The sequence below is a fragment of the Gordonia otitidis NBRC 100426 genome (genome assembly GCF_000248075.1).
In the GTDB taxonomy this organism is placed as follows: domain Bacteria; phylum Actinomycetota; class Actinomycetes; order Mycobacteriales; family Mycobacteriaceae; genus Gordonia; species Gordonia otitidis.
Genome location: NZ_BAFB01000012.1, coordinates 1 through 17400, shown reverse-complemented (window position 1 = coordinate 17400; position 17400 = coordinate 1). Strand labels below are relative to the sequence as shown.

Below are 17400 nucleotides of genomic sequence, written 5' to 3'. Positions count from 1 at the left end.
TCGACTACCCGGATATCGACTACGACTGGGGCGCAGGGTGTCCCGCGTCGTGTGAGAGGAGAACGATGACCGCCCCGCTGAGCCCGGACGCCTACACGCGAGGTGAGCTGACGGTGCATCACGATCCCACGACGGTGCACCGGGTGAGTCAGGCGCTGCGGCGTGCCGGCAGGCGTGTGGTGTTGGTGCCGACCATGGGCGCCCTCCACGCGGGCCACCTGCAACTGGTCGACGCTGCAAAGAGTGTCGGCAACGCGGTGGTCATCGTCTCGATCTTCGTCAACCCGTTGCAGTTCGGCGAGAACGAAGACCTCGACGCGTACCCACGGAGCTTCGACGACGACGTCGACTTGTTGCGTTCTGCCGGTGTGGAATTGGTGTTCGCGCCGACTGTCGCCGACATGTATCCGCTCGGTCCGCGCACCACGGTGGTGCCGGGGCCCGCGGGAGAGATACTCGACGGCGCGGCTCGCCCGGGACATTTCGCAGGGATGCTCACCGTCGTGTGCAAGCTGCTCAACATCGCCACGCCGCATGCCGCGTTCTTCGGCGAGAAGGACTATCAGCAACTGGTGCTGATCGCGCAGATGGTTGCCGACCTCAACCTCGACGTCGACATCGTCGGTGTTCCGACGGTGCGCGAGGCCGACGGGCTCGCGTTGTCGTCGCGCAACCGCTACCTGACGCCCGAACAGCGCGAGATCGCCACCACGTTGTCGGCCGCGCTCACCGCAGGCGCGCACGCGGCCCCCGGCGGTAAGAGCGCGATACTCGCTGCCGCACAAGCGGTTCTGGCGACATCGCCCGAGCTCGAACTCGACTATCTCGCACTCCGCGACCGTGCTCTCGGCGAAGCGCCGGAGAAGGGCGAAGGTCGACTACTCGTCGCCGCCCGACTCGGCCGGGCACGCCTGATCGACAATGTCGGTGTGTCGATCGGGATCGATCCGGAAGACATCGGGAACCCCGATGCGTACTGACCCCGACGATCGGACGACGAGTGCCGGTCGGGCTCGCCGCGACCACCCCAACAGACTCTGCAGCCCGCCCTCCACACAGCAGCAGCCGCTGCGCGTCAACACAGAGGAATGACAGCATGTTTCGCACCATGATGACGTCGAAGATCCACCGGGCGACCGTCACCCAGGCCGACCTGCACTACGTCGGTTCGGTCACGATCGATGCCGACCTTCTCGACGCCGCAGACCTACTCGAAGGCGAACAGGTCACCATTGTCGACATCACGAACGGCGCGCGGCTCGAGACCTACGCCATCGCGGGTGACCGTGGCACCGGCGTCATCGGGATCAACGGTGCCGCAGCGCATCTGGTTCATCCCGGTGACCTCGTGATCATCATCGCCTACGGAATCCTCGACGAGGCCGAGGTGCGTGAGTACAGCCCGCACGTCGTCTTCGTCGACGAGGCCAATCGGGTGCTGGAGAACGGCTCGGACCCCGCGCACGCACCCGGGGGCTCGGGTCTGTTCGACCCGCGTCACCCCGAAGCGGATTCGGCGCGAACCGATTTCGCCGAGACCGGGGTGTAGGTTCGCGCAGATGTTACTCACCGTCGAGGTCGGGAACACGAACATCCATCTGGGGGTGTTCGCGGGTTCGGGTGATCACGCCGCTCTGGTGCGCGATTGGCGGATTCACACCGACCCGCACCTGACCGCCGACGAACTCGCCATGACGATCCGGGGTCTGCTCGGCGGCGACATCGAGCAGATCACGGGCGTTGCCGCGTTGTCGACAGTGCCGTCGTTGCTGCGTGAGCTGCGCGTGATGGTCGCGAGGTACTACGACGGCGTCCACCACGTCCTGCTCGAACCCGGTGTACGAACCGGAGTGCCGCTCCTCGTCGACAACCCCAAGGAGGTCGGCACCGATCGCGTTGCCAACTGTCTCGCCGCGCACCATCTCTACGGAGGCCCGTGCATCGTCGCCGCATTCGGCACGGCCACCGTGGTCGATGCGGTCTCGGCGAAGGGGGAGTTCCTCGGTGGCGCGATCGCGCCGGGAGTGAATCTGGGCGTCGAAGCCCTCGCCGAGCACACCGTGACCGTGCGTCGGGTGGAGTTGATGCCGCCACGTGGCGTGTTGGGCAAGAACACCGTCGAGGCGTTGCAGTCGGGCATCCTCTACGGCTTCGCGGGACAGGTCGACGGTCTCGTGGACCGTATCCGCCAGGGCGTCGACGGATTCGACGCGCGCGACGTGACGGTGGTGGCCACCGGGTCGCTGGCGCCGCTGATCTTCCCGGAGAGCCGCACGCTCACCGAACACCACTCGTATCTGACCCTGGAGGGTTTACGGCTGGTCTCGGAACGAGCCAAGCAGCAGGGACGAGCCCGCGGTAGTCGTTGAGTCACTGTCACCCCGGGTCCGGGGATGGCGGCCATTCGGCCCACGAGGCGCACAACCCTGCATCGGTCTGGCCTCGGGCCGCGAGCTGTGGCACACTTGTCGCCGTGATCATGAGCTGTGAGGAGTGTTGTCAGGGCTGAGTCCGCTTCATGCGGCCGCCCTTCGTCGACGCCCCCGCTCGTTTTCGATCACTCGAGGTATCTCTCTCATGACCGCATCGGTCCAGTTCACCCAGCACGTCCACGCACCGATCTCGGCTCACGCCCCCAGCGCCCCGCTATCGGTCCAACCGACCGCATATCGCGCCGCCGTGGCGGCGGGTGCTGTCCCGGTCGACATCCGCAGCCACCGCAAACGCTCACTCGACGGTGCGTTGATCGGGGCACTCGCCGTCGAGGCAACCGAGGTCCTCGACCTGCTCACGCCGGGATCGCCGAAGGCTCTACAGACGGCCACACATGATCGACGCTGGATTCTGGTCAGCGACGACGGACATGAGGCCGAGTGGTTGGCGTGGCACCTACAGGCACGTGGAGTCACCGGTGCCGTGTTCGTGGTCGGCGGGTTCACGCGGCTACGCCGCGACCGCATCAACGGCAGCATCAGCCCCGCCGAGCTGGCGATGTTCTCAGCGCACTGACGGTGCGGTGGGTGCGGTGACAACACTCGCCGCAGGGCGCGATTTTCACCGACCCCACGTCGGCCGATAGTCTTCGATGCGTGAGCGAACCCGTGACCACGACGAACGCGACGGATGACGACCAGACGCCCGAGCAACTCCGCATCCGGCGCGAGAAGCGTGAGCGCATCCTCGCCGAGGGTGGGCAAGCGTACCCGGTGTCGATCGGACGGACGCACAGCCTTTCCGAGATCCGCGCCGCCCACCCGGACCTCGAGGCAGGCACCGAGACCGGGCTGCAGGTCGGGGTCGCCGGTCGTGTGATCTTTCTGCGCAACAAGGGCAAGTTGTGCTTTGCGACGTTGCAGGAAGGTGACGGCACTCAACTGCAGGCCATGATCAGCTTCAACGGTGTCGGTGAGGAGTCGCTCGCGCGATGGAAATCCGACGTCGACCTCGGTGACATCGTCTACGTCCATGGCGAGGTCATCAGCTCCCGTACCGGAGAACTGTCGGTGATGGCCGACGACTGGGCGATGGCATCGAAGGCGTTGCGGCCGTTGCCGGTTGCGCACAAGGAGATGAACGAGGAGACGCGCGTCCGCCAGCGTTACGTCGACCTCATCATGCGTCCCGAGGCCCGCGAGATCGCACGCACGCGCATCGCGGTGATCGCCGAGCTGCGCAAGGCGCTCGTGACGCGCGGGTTCCTCGAGGTCGAGACCCCGATGCTGCAGACACTGCACGGTGGCGCGGCCGCTCGCCCCTTCGTGACTCATTCCAACGCATTCGACATCGACCTCTATCTGCGAATCGCACCGGAACTGTTCCTCAAGCGTGCAGTGGTCGGCGGTATCGAGCGCGTCTTCGAGATCAACCGCAACTTCCGCAACGAGGGCGCCGACTCGACGCACTCGCCCGAGTTCGCGATGCTCGAGACCTACCAGGCCTACGGCACCTACGACGACGCCGCGACCATGACCCGCGAGATCGTCCAGGAGGTCGCGCTCGGCGCACTCGGCACGCTCACACCGGAGATGCCCGACGGCAGCACCTACGATCTGTCGGGCGAGTGGACCTCCCTGGAGATGTACCCGTCGTTGTCGGAGGCGCTCGGTCAGGAGATCGTGCCCGACGGCGGGCCGGAGCACCCCGGCACAACCGTCGACGAACTCCTCGCCATCGCCGAACGCGTCGGCCTCGAGGTGCCGAAGGACAAGGGGTACGGACACGGAAAGCTCGTCGAGGAACTGTGGGAGCACATGGTCGGCGAGAAGCTTTCGCAGCCGGTGTTCGTGCGCGACTTTCCCGTCGAGACGTCGCCGCTCGTCCGCGCTCATCGCAGCGTGCCAGGCGTCGTCGAGAAGTGGGACCTCTACGTTCGCGGGTTCGAGCTGGCCACCGGCTACTCGGAGCTCGTCGACCCGGTCATCCAGCGTGAACGGTTCGTCGACCAGGCCCGCCTCGCGGCCGCAGGTGACGACGAGGCCATGCGGCTCGACGAGGAGTTCCTCGCCGCGATGGAGTACGGCATGCCTCCGACCGCCGGCACGGGCATGGGTATCGACCGGTTGCTGATGGCACTGACCGGCCTTGGAATCCGCGAGACCATCTTGTTCCCTCTGGTCAAGCCGATGCGCGACTGAGCTGACGCCAACGCGGCACTCAGTTCGTGACGTCGTCGAATCCACACGCGGCGACCACGGTCGCGATGTCGCCGGAGGACTCGACCCGCCGCCATTCACCACTGGGCGGTTCCAGGGCCGCGGTCTGCCTGCGGGCGACGTCGGCGTCGGCGTCGGAGGCATCCGCCTCGCGGTGCTCGATTCGTGAGATGCGTTCCCCCTCGGACAGTTCCAGCCAGATGCCGGTGAAGTCGACGCCCGCGTGGCGGGCGACGTCGGCTATCGACGCGGACTGGTTCGTCCGACCGAACACGGCGTCGGCGATCACGCTCATCCCCGCGGTGAGGTCGTCCTCGGCAACACGAAACATCCCGGTGTAGACCGCAGCCCGAGCTGAGTCCGTGTACGCCGAACGTGGGAGTTCGTCCTCGATGCTCACGCCTGCGAGCCTCTTGCGGAGCACGTCGGTCCGCAGGATGCGCGCGCCGGGTGCGGGATCGACGCTGCCGCCGATCGCTCGCGCGATGGTCGACTTCCCGGTCCCCGACCCGCCGCCGATCGCGATGAGTCGGGGTGTCCGGGACTCTGTGAATCCCCGTGCGAGAGAGAAGTACTCGTGTGCCCGTGTGACGTCTCCCTCGGCGGCCGCGACATGTGCACGAACCGTCGCACGCACCGCAAGCATCACCGGCAAGAGGCAGAACGCGCGCTCGTCATCGGTCCGACCGTCGACGTCCGCGTGGTCGAAGTATGTGTTGACGACGACGTTGGCCTCGTGGCGCAGCCCACGCGCCCAGAGATCCATCGCGAGAAACGCAAGGTCGTACAGAACATCGGTGGTGGCCATCTCGGCGTCGAATTCCAGGCAGTCGAACGGAGTCGGCTCGCCGTCGATGATCGCGACGTTCGCGAGATGCAGGTCGCCATGGCAGCGGCGTACTCGACCGGCACGCGCCCGTTCGTCGAGCAGTTCGCGATGCTCGGTGACCAATGCCGTGATGCGGTCGGTGAGTTCGGTTGCCGCAGCGGGGTCGATGATCTGCGGGAACACCGACATACTCGCGAGATTCCCGTCAACGACGTCCTGTAGTCGTTGTGCCCCAAGCGGATCCTCACTGATTTCCGACGTGCGATGGAGCGCGACGATCCGCACCGCGAGCCGCTGCAGCAACTCGTCGCTGAGACCCCCTGAATGCGCGTGCGTGATGAGCAGCGCATCGTCGTCGAATCGCTTCATCTCGAGCACGTGGTCAACGACCTCGCCGGAGCCGTCGAGCGAGAGCGCACCGGTCGCGCTGCGGCGGATGGTGTGCACTGCCACGTAGAGACCAGGTGCGAAGCGGCGGTTGAGCCGGAGCTCGTCGTCGAGCGCGTCTCGACGACGTTGTGGGGTGCTGAAGTCGAAGTAGCGCAACCGAACCGGCCGTTTGAACTTCCATGCGCGGTCGCCGTTGAGAATGATCACCGCACCATGCGTGACGATTCTCCGCGTGGGAGTGGCCGGATCGATGACGCCGACCCCGGCGAGCAGTTCCTCGGTTGGCTCCGTATCGGTCACGAGTCCACAGCCTTCTCGACGCTGCGTCGGTACTCGCCGGGAGGCAGTCCGAGCGTGTGACGAAAGTCGGCCGAGAAGTGTGCCTGGTCGGTGTATGCGAGATCTGCGGCGACCTCGGCGAGGGTGATCTCGGGATCGGCGCGCAGACGCTCAGCGGCCTCCTGCAGTCGGTATCGCCGGATAACCGCGAGCGGCGAGAGCCCGATGTACCGATCGGCCACACGTTGGACGCTGCGCACGGACATCGACAATCGGCGGGCGAGATCGTCGACGCGAATGATGCTGCGGTCGCCCGCTATCAGGTCGACCATCTCATTGGCGAGTAGCGCCGAATCCGGCGCTCTCGTCGTCCGCTCGCGCAGCCACGACGAGAAGCGAGACGCGGCTTCGGCGATCTCTGGCGATCCGACACTCATTGCGGCAGAGATGGAGTCGAACAGCTCGGTGGCGTGGTACTGAAGGGCGTCGTCGCGCAGTTCCCGCGGGGATATGTCGAGCGCCGCAGCGCCTGCCGGCCGCAGCAGCGCACCCACTGCCCACCCCGTTCCCGTCAGATCCCGATGCGAGCATCGCGTCGTCGGACCGACGATCGTGACACCTTCGGGTTCGACGACGAGGTTGCATGCGGGAAACGGCAGGACATTCTGCCGCGAGGTCCTGCCCGGCGCGAGATTCCACTGCGGTATCCAGAACCATGCGACGATCGGTGCGAGGTCGTCGGCCGCGGCGAGGCGGTCGAAGGTGGGGAGGCGGGCGGGGTAGAGCACCCCGCGCGTGTCGGGGCCGCCGGTGTGGTGCGCTCCGCGGGCGGGCATGGACTCCACGATAGTCGTCGCAAATCTACAAGCCTTGTGGCGCGCGTCATCCCTACCGTGACGAGCATGACATCACACGAGAACGCCACCGGACAAGAGAACGACACCGGCTCCACTCTGCACGGCGCCACCGGCGCGCACACCACCGACGGCATTCCACATGGGCTCACGAGTCTGACCCGTTCCTCGTCGTACCGCGCGCTCAGCAGGCAATCGACTTCTACGCCAGCGTGTTCGGCGCACGTGTCGTCGACGTGACCGAATTCGACGGTGTGGTCGCACATGCCGACCTCGACTTCGGTACGGGCCACCTGCAACTCGGTGAACCCAACGAAGCGTACGGGCTGATACCGGCACCTGACGGCCCCGCGGCCTGCTACTCATTGGGGTTCTACTGTGCCGACGCCGACGACGTGGTCGCTAGGGCCGAGGCGTCCGGCGCGACGATCCGTGAACCGCTCACGACGTTCGTCTCGGGCGACAGGTTCGCGTCGGTGCTCGACCCGTTCGGCGTGCGCTGGTCGGTGATGACCCGCGTCGAGGATCTCTCCGAGGAGGAAAGCGCCCGCCGCGTCGCGGAATGGGCAACCGCGCAGGCGAAGTCATGGTCCGGGGACACGTCTAGGTCCCGACGGCGTGTCAGTGCAGTTCGCGTTTGAGGATCTTGCCGGACGCGTTGCGTGGGAATCCGTCGACGAACACCACCGAGCGCGGCACTTTGAAGTTGGCCAAATGTGTGCGGGCGTAGGTGAGTACGTCGTCCTCGGTGAGCGTGGCGCCCTCGCGAAGGGCTACGAATGCACGGCCGACCTCTCCGAGTCTGTCGTCGTGCACCCCGATGACAGCGGTTTCGGTCACCCCGTCGAGGCGGGCGAGCGTCTGCTCGACCTCGGCGGGGTAGACGTTGAAGCCGCCGCAGATGTACATGTCCTTGAGTCGGTCGGTGATCCGGAGATTCCCGCGTTCGTCGATGACCCCGACGTCACCGGTGTGCAGCCAGCCGTCGGCGTCTATGGTCGCGGTGGTTGCTGCTGGATCGTCGAGGTATCCACGCATGACCATCGCTCCGCGGGCGAGAACCTCGCCCTGATCGGACACTGCGATCTCCATCCCCTCGAACGCACGCCCGCATGTCGTGGCCACCGTGACATCGTCGTCGTCCGGTCGGCAGGTGGAGATGAACCCACTCGACTCGGTCTGTCCGTATGCGGTGATCACCGTGTCGACACCGAGGTCGCGTTGAATGCGTTCGACCAGGACCACCGGCACGATAGCTGCGCCGGTGACCACCAGCCGGAGCGACGACAGGTCGTGATCGGGACGTGATGGATCGTCGAGGATGGTCTGGAAGATCGTCGGCGCTCCAGGGAAGACGGTCGCACGCTGTGATTCGACGAGCCGCATGGCGTCGGCGGGGGAGTAGACCGCGAGTGGAATCATCGTCGCGCCGAACAGGATCGCCGGAAGGATGCCCGCCTTGTATCCGAAGGTGTGGAAGTACGGGTTGACCATCAGGTAGCGATCGGTTGGGCTCAGGCGTCCGTTGGCCCCCCATGCGCGCGAGCCCGCGATGGTCTGCTGATGCTCTGCCAGAACACCTTTCGACTTCCCGGTGGTTCCCGAGGTGAACAGGATGTCGGAGATGTCGTCTGGTGCGACAGCTGCTGCTCGACGATCCGCCTCCGCACGTGTCTGCGCATTCCCACGCGCCAGGAAGGACGACCAGTCGACGGCTCCTTCGGGCGCATTGGTCGACTCCCCGAGCGGCACGCGGACGACGAGTTCGGGCAGCGATCGACGATGCTCGGCGAGCAGGTCGTCGGCATGATCGACTCCGAGAAAATCTCCGGACACGACGACCGCCGCGACCTGCGAGCGCTCGATCACGTCGACGGCCTCGGTGGTCGTGTACCGGGTGTTGAGGGGCACAAGCACCCCGCCGGCGTACTGGATGCCGAGCGCCGCGATGGGCCAGTGGTAGCTGTTAGGCGACCAGATCGCCCCCCGGTCACCAGGGCTGAACCCCGAGGCGACGAGCGCTGCGGCGAAATCGCGTACCCGCTCCAGCAGGTCCGCATAGGTCAGCTCGACCGTCTGGCCCCACTGGGTGTCGACGACGGCTTGTTGAGTCGGCCACGTGCGTGCCGCGTGCGCCAGCGCCGCCGGTGTCGACTGGGCGCTCCCTGCTGCCGAGCGTGCGCTCTCTGCCGCCGAGCGTGCGCCTTCTGCCGCCGACTGTGCGCCTTCTGCCGTCGAGTGTGCGCCTTCTGCCGCTGACTGAGCGTCGCCGCCGTTGGTCACCGTCGCCTCCATGTCCCAAACCTAGCAAATGCTTGGTAGGTTATGCTAGCGACCATGACGTCGATCAACCTCGCCGATCGGACCGTTGACCTGGGTGAATGGGCTCGACGTACCCCGGACGCCACGTTTGAGTTCACCCGGGCCGTTCGCGAGTGGCTCGCGCAGAATCTCGTCGGCGAGTTCGCCCTCCTCAAGGGCAGGGGCGGTCCGGGGAGTGAGCACGAGTTCTTCGCCGAGCGTCTGGCATGGGACCGGCACCTCGCGGCGTCGGGGTGGACATGCCTCGGGTGGCCCACGAGGTACGGGGGCCGGGGCGCGACACTCGAGCAACGAATCATCTTTCATCAGGAGTATGCGCGTGCGAATGCGCCTGCGCGGGTGAATCACCTCGGAGAGGAACTTCTCGGCCCGACGCTGATCGAGTTCGGCACCGAGGAACAGAAGCAGCGCTTCCTCCCCGGCATCGTCGACGTCACCGAGCTCTGGGCGCAGGGATACTCCGAGCCGGGCGCGGGGTCTGATCTGGCAGCGGTGTCCACCACCGCACGGTTGGCCGACGATGGTCGCTGGCACGTGAACGGGCAGAAGATCTGGACCTCGCTCGCTCACGTCGCACAGTGGGTGTTCGTCGTAGCGCGCAGCGAGCCGGGCTCGTCGCGGCACACGGGTCTGAGCTTCCTCATCGTGCCGCTCGATCAGTCGGGCGTCACGGTTCGTCCCATCCAACAGTTGACCGGCACGTCGGAGTTCAACGAGGTCTTCTTCGACGACGCGACCACCGAGGCCGACCTGATCGTCGGTGCGCCGGGCGAGGGTTGGGCCGTCGCCATGGGACTGCTGCAGTTCGAACGCGGCGTCTCGACACTCGGTCAGCAGGTGGGATTTGCCCGCGAACTCGACGCAGTGACCGAGATGGCAAGGGCCAACGGCACGCTCGACGATCCCGAGATCGCCACACGCCTCGTCCGAGCCCGGATCCGGCTACGTGCGATGAGGGCCAACGCTCAGCGGACCCTCGACGGGGACGCGGCGTCGTCCGGCGGCACGTGGGGTGCGGCCGCCGCTGCCGGCGCTGCGTCGGTCGCAAAACTGTTGTGGGCCAATTGGCATCGCGACCTCGGGGAGCTGGCAATGGCCGTGGCGGGCCCCGCGTCGTTGATCGGGCCAACAGAAACGGTCGAGGGGCGCCGTAACGAGATCGCCGATCCGGAGCATGTCGAACTCGACGAGTGGCAGCGGTTGTTCCTGTTCACCCGCGCCGACACCATCTACGGCGGCTCGAACGAAGTGCAGCGCAACATCATCGCCGAGCGTGTTCTCGGCCTTCCCCGCGAGGCACGAGAATGAGATCGGCACAGCGAGGCACGAGCATGAGATCGGCACAGCGAGGCACGAGCATGAGATCGGCACAGCGAGGCACGAGCATGAGATCGGTACAGCGAGGCACGAGCGTGCCGACAGAGGAGGTTCACGCGCAATGACGCAGACGACATCGGGATCGCTCGATCGGACACGATCCCCGTTGGGTACGCCCCCCGAGGAAACACCCGGCCACGGATTGCTGTTGGGACGCAAGGTGGTCGTGACGGCCGCGGCGGGTACCGGTATCGGATTCGCGACGGCGCGCCGCGCGCTGCTCGAGGGTGCCGACGTCGTGCTGAGTGACTGGCATGAGCGTCGACTCGGCGAGGCGGCGGACGAACTCCGCAGAGAGTTCGACGGTCAGACCGTCGAGCAGGTGGTGTGCAACGTGCAGTCCACCGACGACGTCGACGCGCTGATCTCGGGTGCCGCAGACAGACTCGGACGTATCGACGTGTTGGTCAACAATGCGGGCCTCGGTGGCGAGACACCGGTCGCCGACATGACCGACGAGGAGTGGGACCGCGTCATCGACATCACGCTCACCGGCACCTTTCGCGCCACCCGCGCAGCGTTGCGCTACTTCCGCGCCGTCGAACACGGCGGGGTGATCGTCAACAACGCGTCGGTCCTCGGCTGGAGAGCCCAACGCGGACAGGCGCATTACGCTGCAGCCAAGGCGGGAGTGATGGCGCTGACGCGGTGCTCGGCCGTCGAAGCAGCCGACGTCGGTGTGCGCATCAACGCCGTTGCACCGTCGATCGCGAAGCATCCGTTCCTCGCGAAGGTGACCAGCGACGAACTTCTCGACGAACTCGCACAGCGCGAGGCGTACGGCCGAGCGGCCGAAGTGTGGGAGATCGCAGCCACGATTGCGATGCTCGCCAGCGACTACACCACGTATCTCACCGGCGAGGTGGTGTCCATCTCCAGTCAGCGCGCCTGAGCGGCGTCAACCTTCCATCACCACAGGAGTTTTCATGAGCACACCGCAGGCATACATCGTGGATGCGATCCGCACACCGGTCGGCAAACGCAACGGGTCGCTGGCGAAGACGCACCCGGCCGACATGGGCGCGCACGTCATCCGTGCGTTGGTCGAGCGCACGGGACTCGACCCGGCAGTTGTCGACGACGTCGTCTTCGGGTGCGTCGACGCCATCGGTCCGCAGGCCGGCAACATCGCACGCACCGCGTGGCTCGCGGCCGGGATGCCTCTCGAGGTGCCCGGGACGACCGTCGACCGGCAGTGCGGCTCGAGTCAGCAGGCAATCCACTTCGCGGCGCAGGGCGTGATGAGCGGGACCCAGGACGCCGTGGTGGTCGGTGGTGTGCAGAACATGAGCGCCATCCCCATCTCGCAGGCGATGATTGCCGGTCAGGAGTTCGGATTCACCACGCCGACAGCGGAATCCGTGGGCTGGCGCGAGCGATTCGGTGATGCCGAGGTCTCCCAGTTCGTCGGGGCGGACCAGATGGCACGCACGTGGGACATCAGCCGCGAGGACATGGAGGCCTGGGCGCTGCAGTCTCATCAGCGGGCGAAGGCCGCCATCGCCGCAGGGCGGTTCGACGACGAGACTGTCGCACTGGGCGATTGTGTGGTCGACGAATGCCCGCGCGAGACGTCACTGGAGAAGATGGCCGGACTGGCTCCCCTCGCCGAGGGGTCGCGGCTGACGGCAGCGGTCGCGTCGCAGATCTCCGACGGGGCGTCGGCCGCTCTGGTGGTCAGCGAGAAGGCACTTGCCGAGTACGGACTGACGCCGCGCGCCCGCATCCATCACCTCTCGGTTCGCGGTGACGACCCGGTGATGATGCTGTCGGCTCCCATTCCCGCGACCAAGTACGCCCTTGCCAAGGCCGGTCTGAGCATCGACGACATCGACGTCGTCGAGATCAACGAGGCATTTGCCTCGGTGGTCCTTGCCTGGTTGAAGGAGACCGGTGCCGACCCTGCGAGGGTCAACCCGAACGGTGGCGCGATCGCGCTCGGACATCCACTCGGCGCCACAGGTGCGAAGCTCTTCGCGACTCTGCTGAGCGAGTTGGAGCGGACCGGCGGCCGCTACGGTCTCCAGACCATGTGCGAGGGCGGCGGCACCGCGAACGTCACGATCATCGAGCGCTTGGGCTGACAGAACTGACAGACGAGGCCCGGACCCCACTCTCGCCAAGATGTGACCGGCGACATAGCATGGTGATACGCATGTCGGGTGTCGTCTCACGCGACGGTGCCCCGACCATCAGTGAACCGGCAAGGAGCCATCATGACCAAGCCTGCGGATGCGACGACCCGAGCCGGAAGGCGCATCGAGAGAGGCGTCTCGTCCGAGGCCCATACGATGACCGAACTCCTCGAGATCCAGCAGGCCGCATTCCTGCGTGACGGCATCCCCGACGCCAATACGCGCATCGACCGCATCATCCGACTCGGTTCGCTGCTGCTCGACAACTCCGACGAGATCTGCGCCGCCCTGACAGCCGACTTCGGTACTCGTCCAGCCGAACTGAGCATCACGGCCGATGTCGCGGGATGCCTGATCGACATCACACATCAGCGGCGTGGCGTGAAGGAGTGGATGAAGGAGACGCCGTCGGCGCGAGTGCAGGGACTGATCGGATTCAAGCAGCGCGTGCGTCACGACCCGCTAGGGGTCGTCGGCATCATGGGGCCGTGGAACTTTCCACTCCAGCTGACGTTTGTGCCCGCCGCGTCGGCCTTCGCGGCGGGTAATCGGGTGCTGATGCGACCCTCGTCGATCACCGCCCGCACCACCGAGCTGATCGCACGACTCGCGACCGACTACTTCTCGATCGAAGAGCTCGCGGTCATCACACCCACGCACGGTTCGGGTTCCGACTTCGCGAAACTCACCGTCGACCACATGTTCTTCACCGGTTCGCCCGAGGTCGGTTCGTCGGTGGCGCAGGAAGCGGCCAAGAACCTCGTCCCGGTGACCCTCGAACTCGGCGGCAAGAATCCTGCGGTCGTCGACGTCTCCGCCGACATCGGCAAGGCCGCGAAGATGCTCGCCGACGCCCGTATGGCCAACGGTGGTCAGGTGTGCCTGTGCCCGGACTATGTCTTCGTCCCCGAGGCTGCGCTGGACGAGTTCGTCGACACCGTCATCGGGCACTGGACCGAGAACTTCCCGACGATCTACGACAACCCGGACTACACCTCGACGATCAACCAGAAGAACTACGACCGCATCGTCGGCCTGATCGACGACGCCGTCGAGCTGGGGGCACAGAAGCGGCAGGTCATCCCGGGTGGGGAGCAACTTCCGTCGGCGGAGCGTCGCAAGATCCCGCCGACACTGCTGACCGGGGTGAAAGCGGGTATGAAGATCGCCGAGGACGAGGTCTTCGGACCCGTGTTGAGTGTCTACCCGTACCGCGATCTCACGGAAGCGATCACACACATCGCGTCGAACCCGCATCCGCTGACGATGTATTGGTGCGGCGACGACAACGACAACTTCAAGCGTCTCGCCGACAACACCAGGAGCGGCTCGATCAACGGCAACGATTTCGCGCTGCACATGTTCGGTGCGGAGTTGCCCTTCGGCGGTGTCGGCCGCAGCGGCATGGGCGCCTACCACGGCAAGGCAGGCTTCGAGACCTTCAGTCATGCACGCGCAGTGGCATTTTCGACGATGCCGGTCACGGTCGCAGAGATGATCTCGCCACCGTTCACCGCGCGCGACAAGCGCATGGCGAAGGGGCAGCTCAAGATGTGGAGCGCGCTCACCAAGCGCGCGCAGAAGAAGGCGCGCAAACGCTGAGAGCGCGGTGCGTCGACGCGCAGTAGTCGGGCGCGCCGGTTGTCATCGATCGTCGGTGCGAGTGGGTACCCTCGCCGACGTGACCTACGACGATGCGACTTATCACAGCGACGACACCGAGGAATACGGCTTGCCCGAGGAGTCGTCTGTGACGCACATACTGGCCTTCCTTGCGTGGTGTGCGCAGCGACGTCTGCTGGCCGATTACCATGCCACGGAATCGATTGCGCTGATCGAACGGACATCGAGTCCTGTGGAGATCGCGGAGACGTACTTCGATTGTCAGATCGACCCGTCGATGCTCACCGAGGAGGGAAACCGGTTCGCGCAAGAGCGGTACGGCGACTACCTCGACCGGATCGAAGCCTTGCCAGCGGTCGCAGAGTACGAGTCGCTCTACCACCTTCCGACGACGTGGCAGACCGTCGACCTCTACCTTCCTGTTCTCGACGATCTCTTTGCGCGGTGGAGCCGGACGTGATGCTCAGCGGATGAGCCCGCGTTCGAACGCAACCCGCACCGCTGCGGCGCGATCGGTGACGCCGAGTTTCGGGTAGAGCCGCAACAGGTGCGTTTTCACCGTCGCCTCGCTGATCATGAGTTCGGCGGCCACCTGCCGGTTGGTGCCACCACCGGCGATGGCACGCAACACTTCTCGCTCTCGTGCGGTGAGGGTGTCGGCTCGGTTGCGGCCCATCAGGCTGCCGGCGACCTTCGGGTCGAGGACGCTCTGCCCTGCTGCCGCTCGGCGCACCGCCGCGATCAGGTCGTCGCGGGGCGTCGCTTTGAGGAGATACCCGTCGGCGCCCGCATCGACGGCGGCGTGGATGTCGGTGTCGGTGTCGTAGGTCGTCAGCACCAGGATGCGCGGCCACTGGGTGTCGGCGGCGCGGAGAGCGCGAATCGCGTCGACACCGTCGGAGCCCGGCATCCGCAGGTCCATGAGCACCACATCAGGTGTCGCTGCAGCGATTCTGGCGAGCGCCTCGTCGCCACTCGAGGCCTCGCCGACGACGGCCATGTCGGGCTCGCGCTCGAGCATCCCCCGGATGCCGTCACGGACGACCGGATGATCGTCGACGACGACGATGCTGATGGTTCTCGGCCCCGAATTCATGCGCGTGCTCCCGGCGTCGCGATCGGAATCGATACCGACACCACACAACCCGACCTCGGCTCGGATTCGACGACGACACTCCCGCCGAGTAGTTCGGCGCGCTCGCACATGCCCGTCAGCCCGAACCCGCCGTGCATCGAACGCTGCACCGCACCGACGTCGAAACCGCATCCGTCGTCACGGATGTCGAGCAGCAGCATGTCGTCGAGATAGGTGAGCGTCACCACGACGTGCCGGGCCCCCGAGTGCCTCGCGATGTTCGCGAGGGATTCCTGGAGGATGCGCAGCACCGAGTCGTCACTACCCGCGAGTTCGCGGGCGTCGCCATCCACCCGAAGCACCGCCGAGACCCGAGTGCGTTGCGAGAACGCGGAGAGCTGCTCGCGTACGGCGGTCGGCAGCGACTGTGCGTCGAGTGTCACCGGGCGGAGAGCGTTCACCGCGCGTCTCGCCTCACCGAGACCCTCACGCGCCAGGGCTTTCGCGTTCTCCAACCGGTCGTGCGTCGCGCGCGACAATTCGTTCTCGTCGACGGACTCCAATTGGGTGACCACGGCGACGAAACCCTGTGCGACGGTGTCGTGCAACTCGCGGGCGAGTCGGGAACGCTCGTCGCGGATACCGGCCAGACGCGCCTGCTCGACGAGCTCGGACTGCAGATGTGCGCTGCGCGAACGCTCCGCGAGTAGTTCTTCGGTGAGATGATTGCGGCGGATCACCGACGTCTCGCGCGCCTCGATCACGGCCACGAAGGCGACACCGATCACCACGTTCAGGATCCACGCGAGGATCGACGCCCATAACGGGTCGGCCAGGTTCTGCCAGCCGTAGCGCTGCGTCGCAGTCATGAGCACACAGGACACGCTGATGGACAACAGCATCGGGAAGCCGGTGAACAACGACGCGTAGAGCATGTAGCCGGCCCAGGAGGCGATACCTGCTATCGGTGTCGCGGCGATGGCCGTCGCGATCAGGGCCGTGTTGACGACGACGATCGCCACGCGCCGCCACATGGCACTGATGTCGACGCGAATCCAGAACTCGGTGAAGACGATCAGCGCGAGCATCACCGACGCGCTCACCAGATGCCGCGTGAACGACGCCGGGACGAGCTGTGCCACGACCAGCGAGACGACGTAGAGGGCGCGCAGGGTCCACACCTCGGCGGCCGGTGGCACGATGGTGTCGGGCCAGGTCAGCTCGGGTCGGTTGTCGCGCCAGAGACCCTGCGGTTCGCGCCCTGGGTCACGGCGGAACAGCCCGCGTGTGAGCGCCGTGGTGGTGAACGGGCTGGTCACTCCCACTTGAAGGTCCGGATCGCGATTGCGGTGGTCACTACGCCCCACACCAGTAGTGTGCCGAAGTACCCGACCGGGGGCCACCCCGTCGTCGCGGTGTCGACAAGGGTCTGCGTCCCTGCGCCCGAGGGGGTCAGGTTCGAGATGACGTTCATCCACCCCGGCATCGTCGACCGCGGAATCCACAGTCCGGCGAAGAACATCAACACGAAGAACACCGCGGTGCCGAACCCGGCCGCGACCTTCGCGTTCCGGAACAGCGAGGCGATCACCATCCCCAGACCGAGAAATGCCGAGCCGGTGAGGACGTAACTCACGACGAATCCGACGGGATGTCGCGGCCACTGGCCCGAAATGATGCCGGGCACCACGACGATCACGGCGAGACAGACGATCGAGACGGCTGAGATCAGCACGAACTGAGCGATCAGCAGCAGTCCTGGTGACGCAGGAGTGGTGCGTAACCGCTTGAGAATCCCCATTTCTCGGTACCGCGTCAGTACATCGGGCAACGCCTGGACGGCGAGCATCGCGAGCACGAAGAG

General features: G+C 66.1%; 16 protein-coding genes and 1 pseudogene. 11 read left to right on the top strand and 6 right to left on the bottom strand.

The annotated features are described in order from the left end of the window. Positions 1–65 precede the first annotated feature (65 nt). The 5 genes from panC (at position 66) to lysS (ending at position 4634) form a co-directional block, all read left to right on the top strand. A complete protein-coding gene (gene panC / locus GOOTI_RS01735) occupies positions 66–980 on the top strand; it encodes a pantoate--beta-alanine ligase (RefSeq protein ID WP_007236825.1) in 915 nt (304 codons plus the stop codon). A 116-nt stretch (positions 981–1096) separates the two neighbouring features. After that, complete coding sequence (gene panD / locus GOOTI_RS01730) at positions 1097–1549, top strand: aspartate 1-decarboxylase (RefSeq protein ID WP_007236824.1); 453 nt, start codon at positions 1097–1099, stop codon at positions 1547–1549. A gap of 10 nt (positions 1550–1559) precedes the next feature. Beyond that, a complete protein-coding gene (locus tag GOOTI_RS01725; RefSeq protein WP_007236823.1) occupies positions 1560–2369 on the top strand; it encodes a type III pantothenate kinase in 810 nt (269 codons plus the stop codon). Between the two features lie 208 nt (positions 2370–2577). Next, positions 2578–3009 (top strand): hypothetical protein, encoded by a 432-nt coding sequence (locus tag GOOTI_RS01720; protein ID WP_007236822.1) that lies wholly within the window; start codon positions 2578–2580, stop codon positions 3007–3009. Between the two features lie 80 nt (positions 3010–3089). Further along, positions 3090–4634, top strand: a complete 1545-nt coding sequence (gene lysS / locus GOOTI_RS01715; RefSeq protein ID WP_007236821.1) for a lysine--tRNA ligase — start codon at positions 3090–3092, stop codon at positions 4632–4634. A gap of 19 nt (positions 4635–4653) precedes the next feature. Here the strand turns inward: lysS and GOOTI_RS01710 are convergent, their stop codons facing one another. Next, positions 4654–6171 carry a bifunctional aminoglycoside phosphotransferase/ATP-binding protein gene (locus GOOTI_RS01710; RefSeq protein WP_007236820.1) on the bottom strand — a complete coding sequence of 506 codons (1518 nt, stop codon included), beginning with the start codon at positions 6169–6171 and terminating at the stop codon, positions 4654–4656. Beyond that, positions 6168–6986, bottom strand: a complete 819-nt coding sequence (locus tag GOOTI_RS01705; protein WP_007236819.1) for a helix-turn-helix domain-containing protein — start codon at positions 6984–6986, stop codon at positions 6168–6170. Before GOOTI_RS01705 ends, GOOTI_RS01710 begins: the two co-directional genes overlap by 4 nt. 66 nt (positions 6987–7052) lie before the next feature. Between GOOTI_RS01705 and GOOTI_RS01700 the strand changes: the two are divergent. Next, positions 7053–7645, top strand: a pseudogene (locus GOOTI_RS01700) (VOC family protein). On the opposite strand, the gene GOOTI_RS01695 reads toward GOOTI_RS01700, so the two are convergent. Next, on the bottom strand, positions 7626–9299 hold the full coding sequence (locus GOOTI_RS01695; protein WP_007236817.1) for a FadD3 family acyl-CoA ligase: 1674 nt from the start codon (positions 9297–9299) through the stop codon (positions 7626–7628). The pseudogene GOOTI_RS01700 and the gene GOOTI_RS01695 sit on opposite strands and share 20 nt — an antisense overlap. Before the next feature lie 42 nt (positions 9300–9341). On the opposite strand from GOOTI_RS01695, the gene GOOTI_RS01690 reads away from it, so the two are divergent. From GOOTI_RS01690 to GOOTI_RS01670, 5 genes are all read left to right on the top strand, one after another. Further along, positions 9342–10634, top strand: coding sequence for an acyl-CoA dehydrogenase family protein (locus GOOTI_RS01690; RefSeq protein ID WP_039993103.1), 1293 nt, complete (start codon positions 9342–9344; stop codon positions 10632–10634). A gap of 130 nt (positions 10635–10764) precedes the next feature. Then, a complete protein-coding gene (locus GOOTI_RS01685; RefSeq protein WP_007236815.1) occupies positions 10765–11595 on the top strand; it encodes an SDR family oxidoreductase in 831 nt (276 codons plus the stop codon). A 34-nt stretch (positions 11596–11629) separates the two neighbouring features. Continuing rightward, positions 11630–12787 carry an acetyl-CoA C-acetyltransferase gene (locus tag GOOTI_RS01680; RefSeq protein ID WP_007236814.1) on the top strand — a complete coding sequence of 386 codons (1158 nt, stop codon included), beginning with the start codon at positions 11630–11632 and terminating at the stop codon, positions 12785–12787. Between the two features lie 132 nt (positions 12788–12919). Then, entirely contained in the window at positions 12920–14440 is a 1521-nt protein-coding gene (locus GOOTI_RS01675) for an aldehyde dehydrogenase family protein (RefSeq protein ID WP_007236813.1), read from the top strand. A gap of 79 nt (positions 14441–14519) precedes the next feature. Further along, positions 14520–14921, top strand: a complete 402-nt coding sequence (locus GOOTI_RS01670) for a DUF7832 domain-containing protein (RefSeq protein ID WP_233425393.1) — start codon at positions 14520–14522, stop codon at positions 14919–14921. Positions 14922–14924: 3 nt separating this feature from the next. On the opposite strand, the gene GOOTI_RS01665 is transcribed toward GOOTI_RS01670, so the two are convergent. The 3 genes from GOOTI_RS01665 to GOOTI_RS01655 form a co-directional block, all read right to left on the bottom strand. After that, positions 14925–15557, bottom strand: coding sequence for a response regulator (locus GOOTI_RS01665; protein ID WP_007236811.1), 633 nt, complete (start codon positions 15555–15557; stop codon positions 14925–14927). Beyond that, positions 15554–16861, bottom strand: coding sequence for a sensor histidine kinase (locus GOOTI_RS01660; RefSeq protein ID WP_051997833.1), 1308 nt, complete (start codon positions 16859–16861; stop codon positions 15554–15556). The genes GOOTI_RS01665 and GOOTI_RS01660 overlap by 4 nt, the downstream gene beginning before the upstream one ends. Next, positions 16852–17400 (bottom strand): ABC transporter permease (locus GOOTI_RS01655; RefSeq protein ID WP_007236809.1); only part of this gene is annotated, 549 nt, incomplete at its 5' end. The genes GOOTI_RS01660 and GOOTI_RS01655, both read right to left, overlap by 10 nt.

What these genes read in the sequence shown, in the direction of transcription:
- panC (WP_007236825.1), top strand. Translation starts at nt 66, where the DNA reads ATGACCGCCCCGCTGAGCCCGGACGCCTACACGCGAGGTGAGCTGACG.
- panD (WP_007236824.1), top strand. Translation starts at nt 1,097, where the DNA reads ATGTTTCGCACCATGATGACGTCGAAGATCCACCGGGCGACCGTCACC.
- GOOTI_RS01725 (WP_007236823.1), top strand. Translation starts at nt 1,560, where the DNA reads ATGTTACTCACCGTCGAGGTCGGGAACACGAACATCCATCTGGGGGTG.
- GOOTI_RS01720 (WP_007236822.1), top strand. Translation starts at nt 2,578, where the DNA reads ATGACCGCATCGGTCCAGTTCACCCAGCACGTCCACGCACCGATCTCG.
- GOOTI_RS01705 (WP_007236819.1), bottom strand. Translation starts at nt 6,986, where the DNA reads ATGCCCGCCCGCGGAGCGCACCACACCGGCGGCCCCGACACGCGCGGG.
- GOOTI_RS01695 (WP_007236817.1), bottom strand. Translation starts at nt 9,299, where the DNA reads ATGGAGGCGACGGTGACCAACGGCGGCGACGCTCAGTCAGCGGCAGAA.
- GOOTI_RS01690 (WP_039993103.1), top strand. Translation starts at nt 9,342, where the DNA reads ATGACGTCGATCAACCTCGCCGATCGGACCGTTGACCTGGGTGAATGG.
- GOOTI_RS01685 (WP_007236815.1), top strand. Translation starts at nt 10,765, where the DNA reads ATGACGCAGACGACATCGGGATCGCTCGATCGGACACGATCCCCGTTG.
- GOOTI_RS01680 (WP_007236814.1), top strand. Translation starts at nt 11,630, where the DNA reads ATGAGCACACCGCAGGCATACATCGTGGATGCGATCCGCACACCGGTC.
- GOOTI_RS01675 (WP_007236813.1), top strand. Translation starts at nt 12,920, where the DNA reads ATGACCAAGCCTGCGGATGCGACGACCCGAGCCGGAAGGCGCATCGAG.
- GOOTI_RS01665 (WP_007236811.1), bottom strand. Translation starts at nt 15,557, where the DNA reads ATGAATTCGGGGCCGAGAACCATCAGCATCGTCGTCGTCGACGATCAT.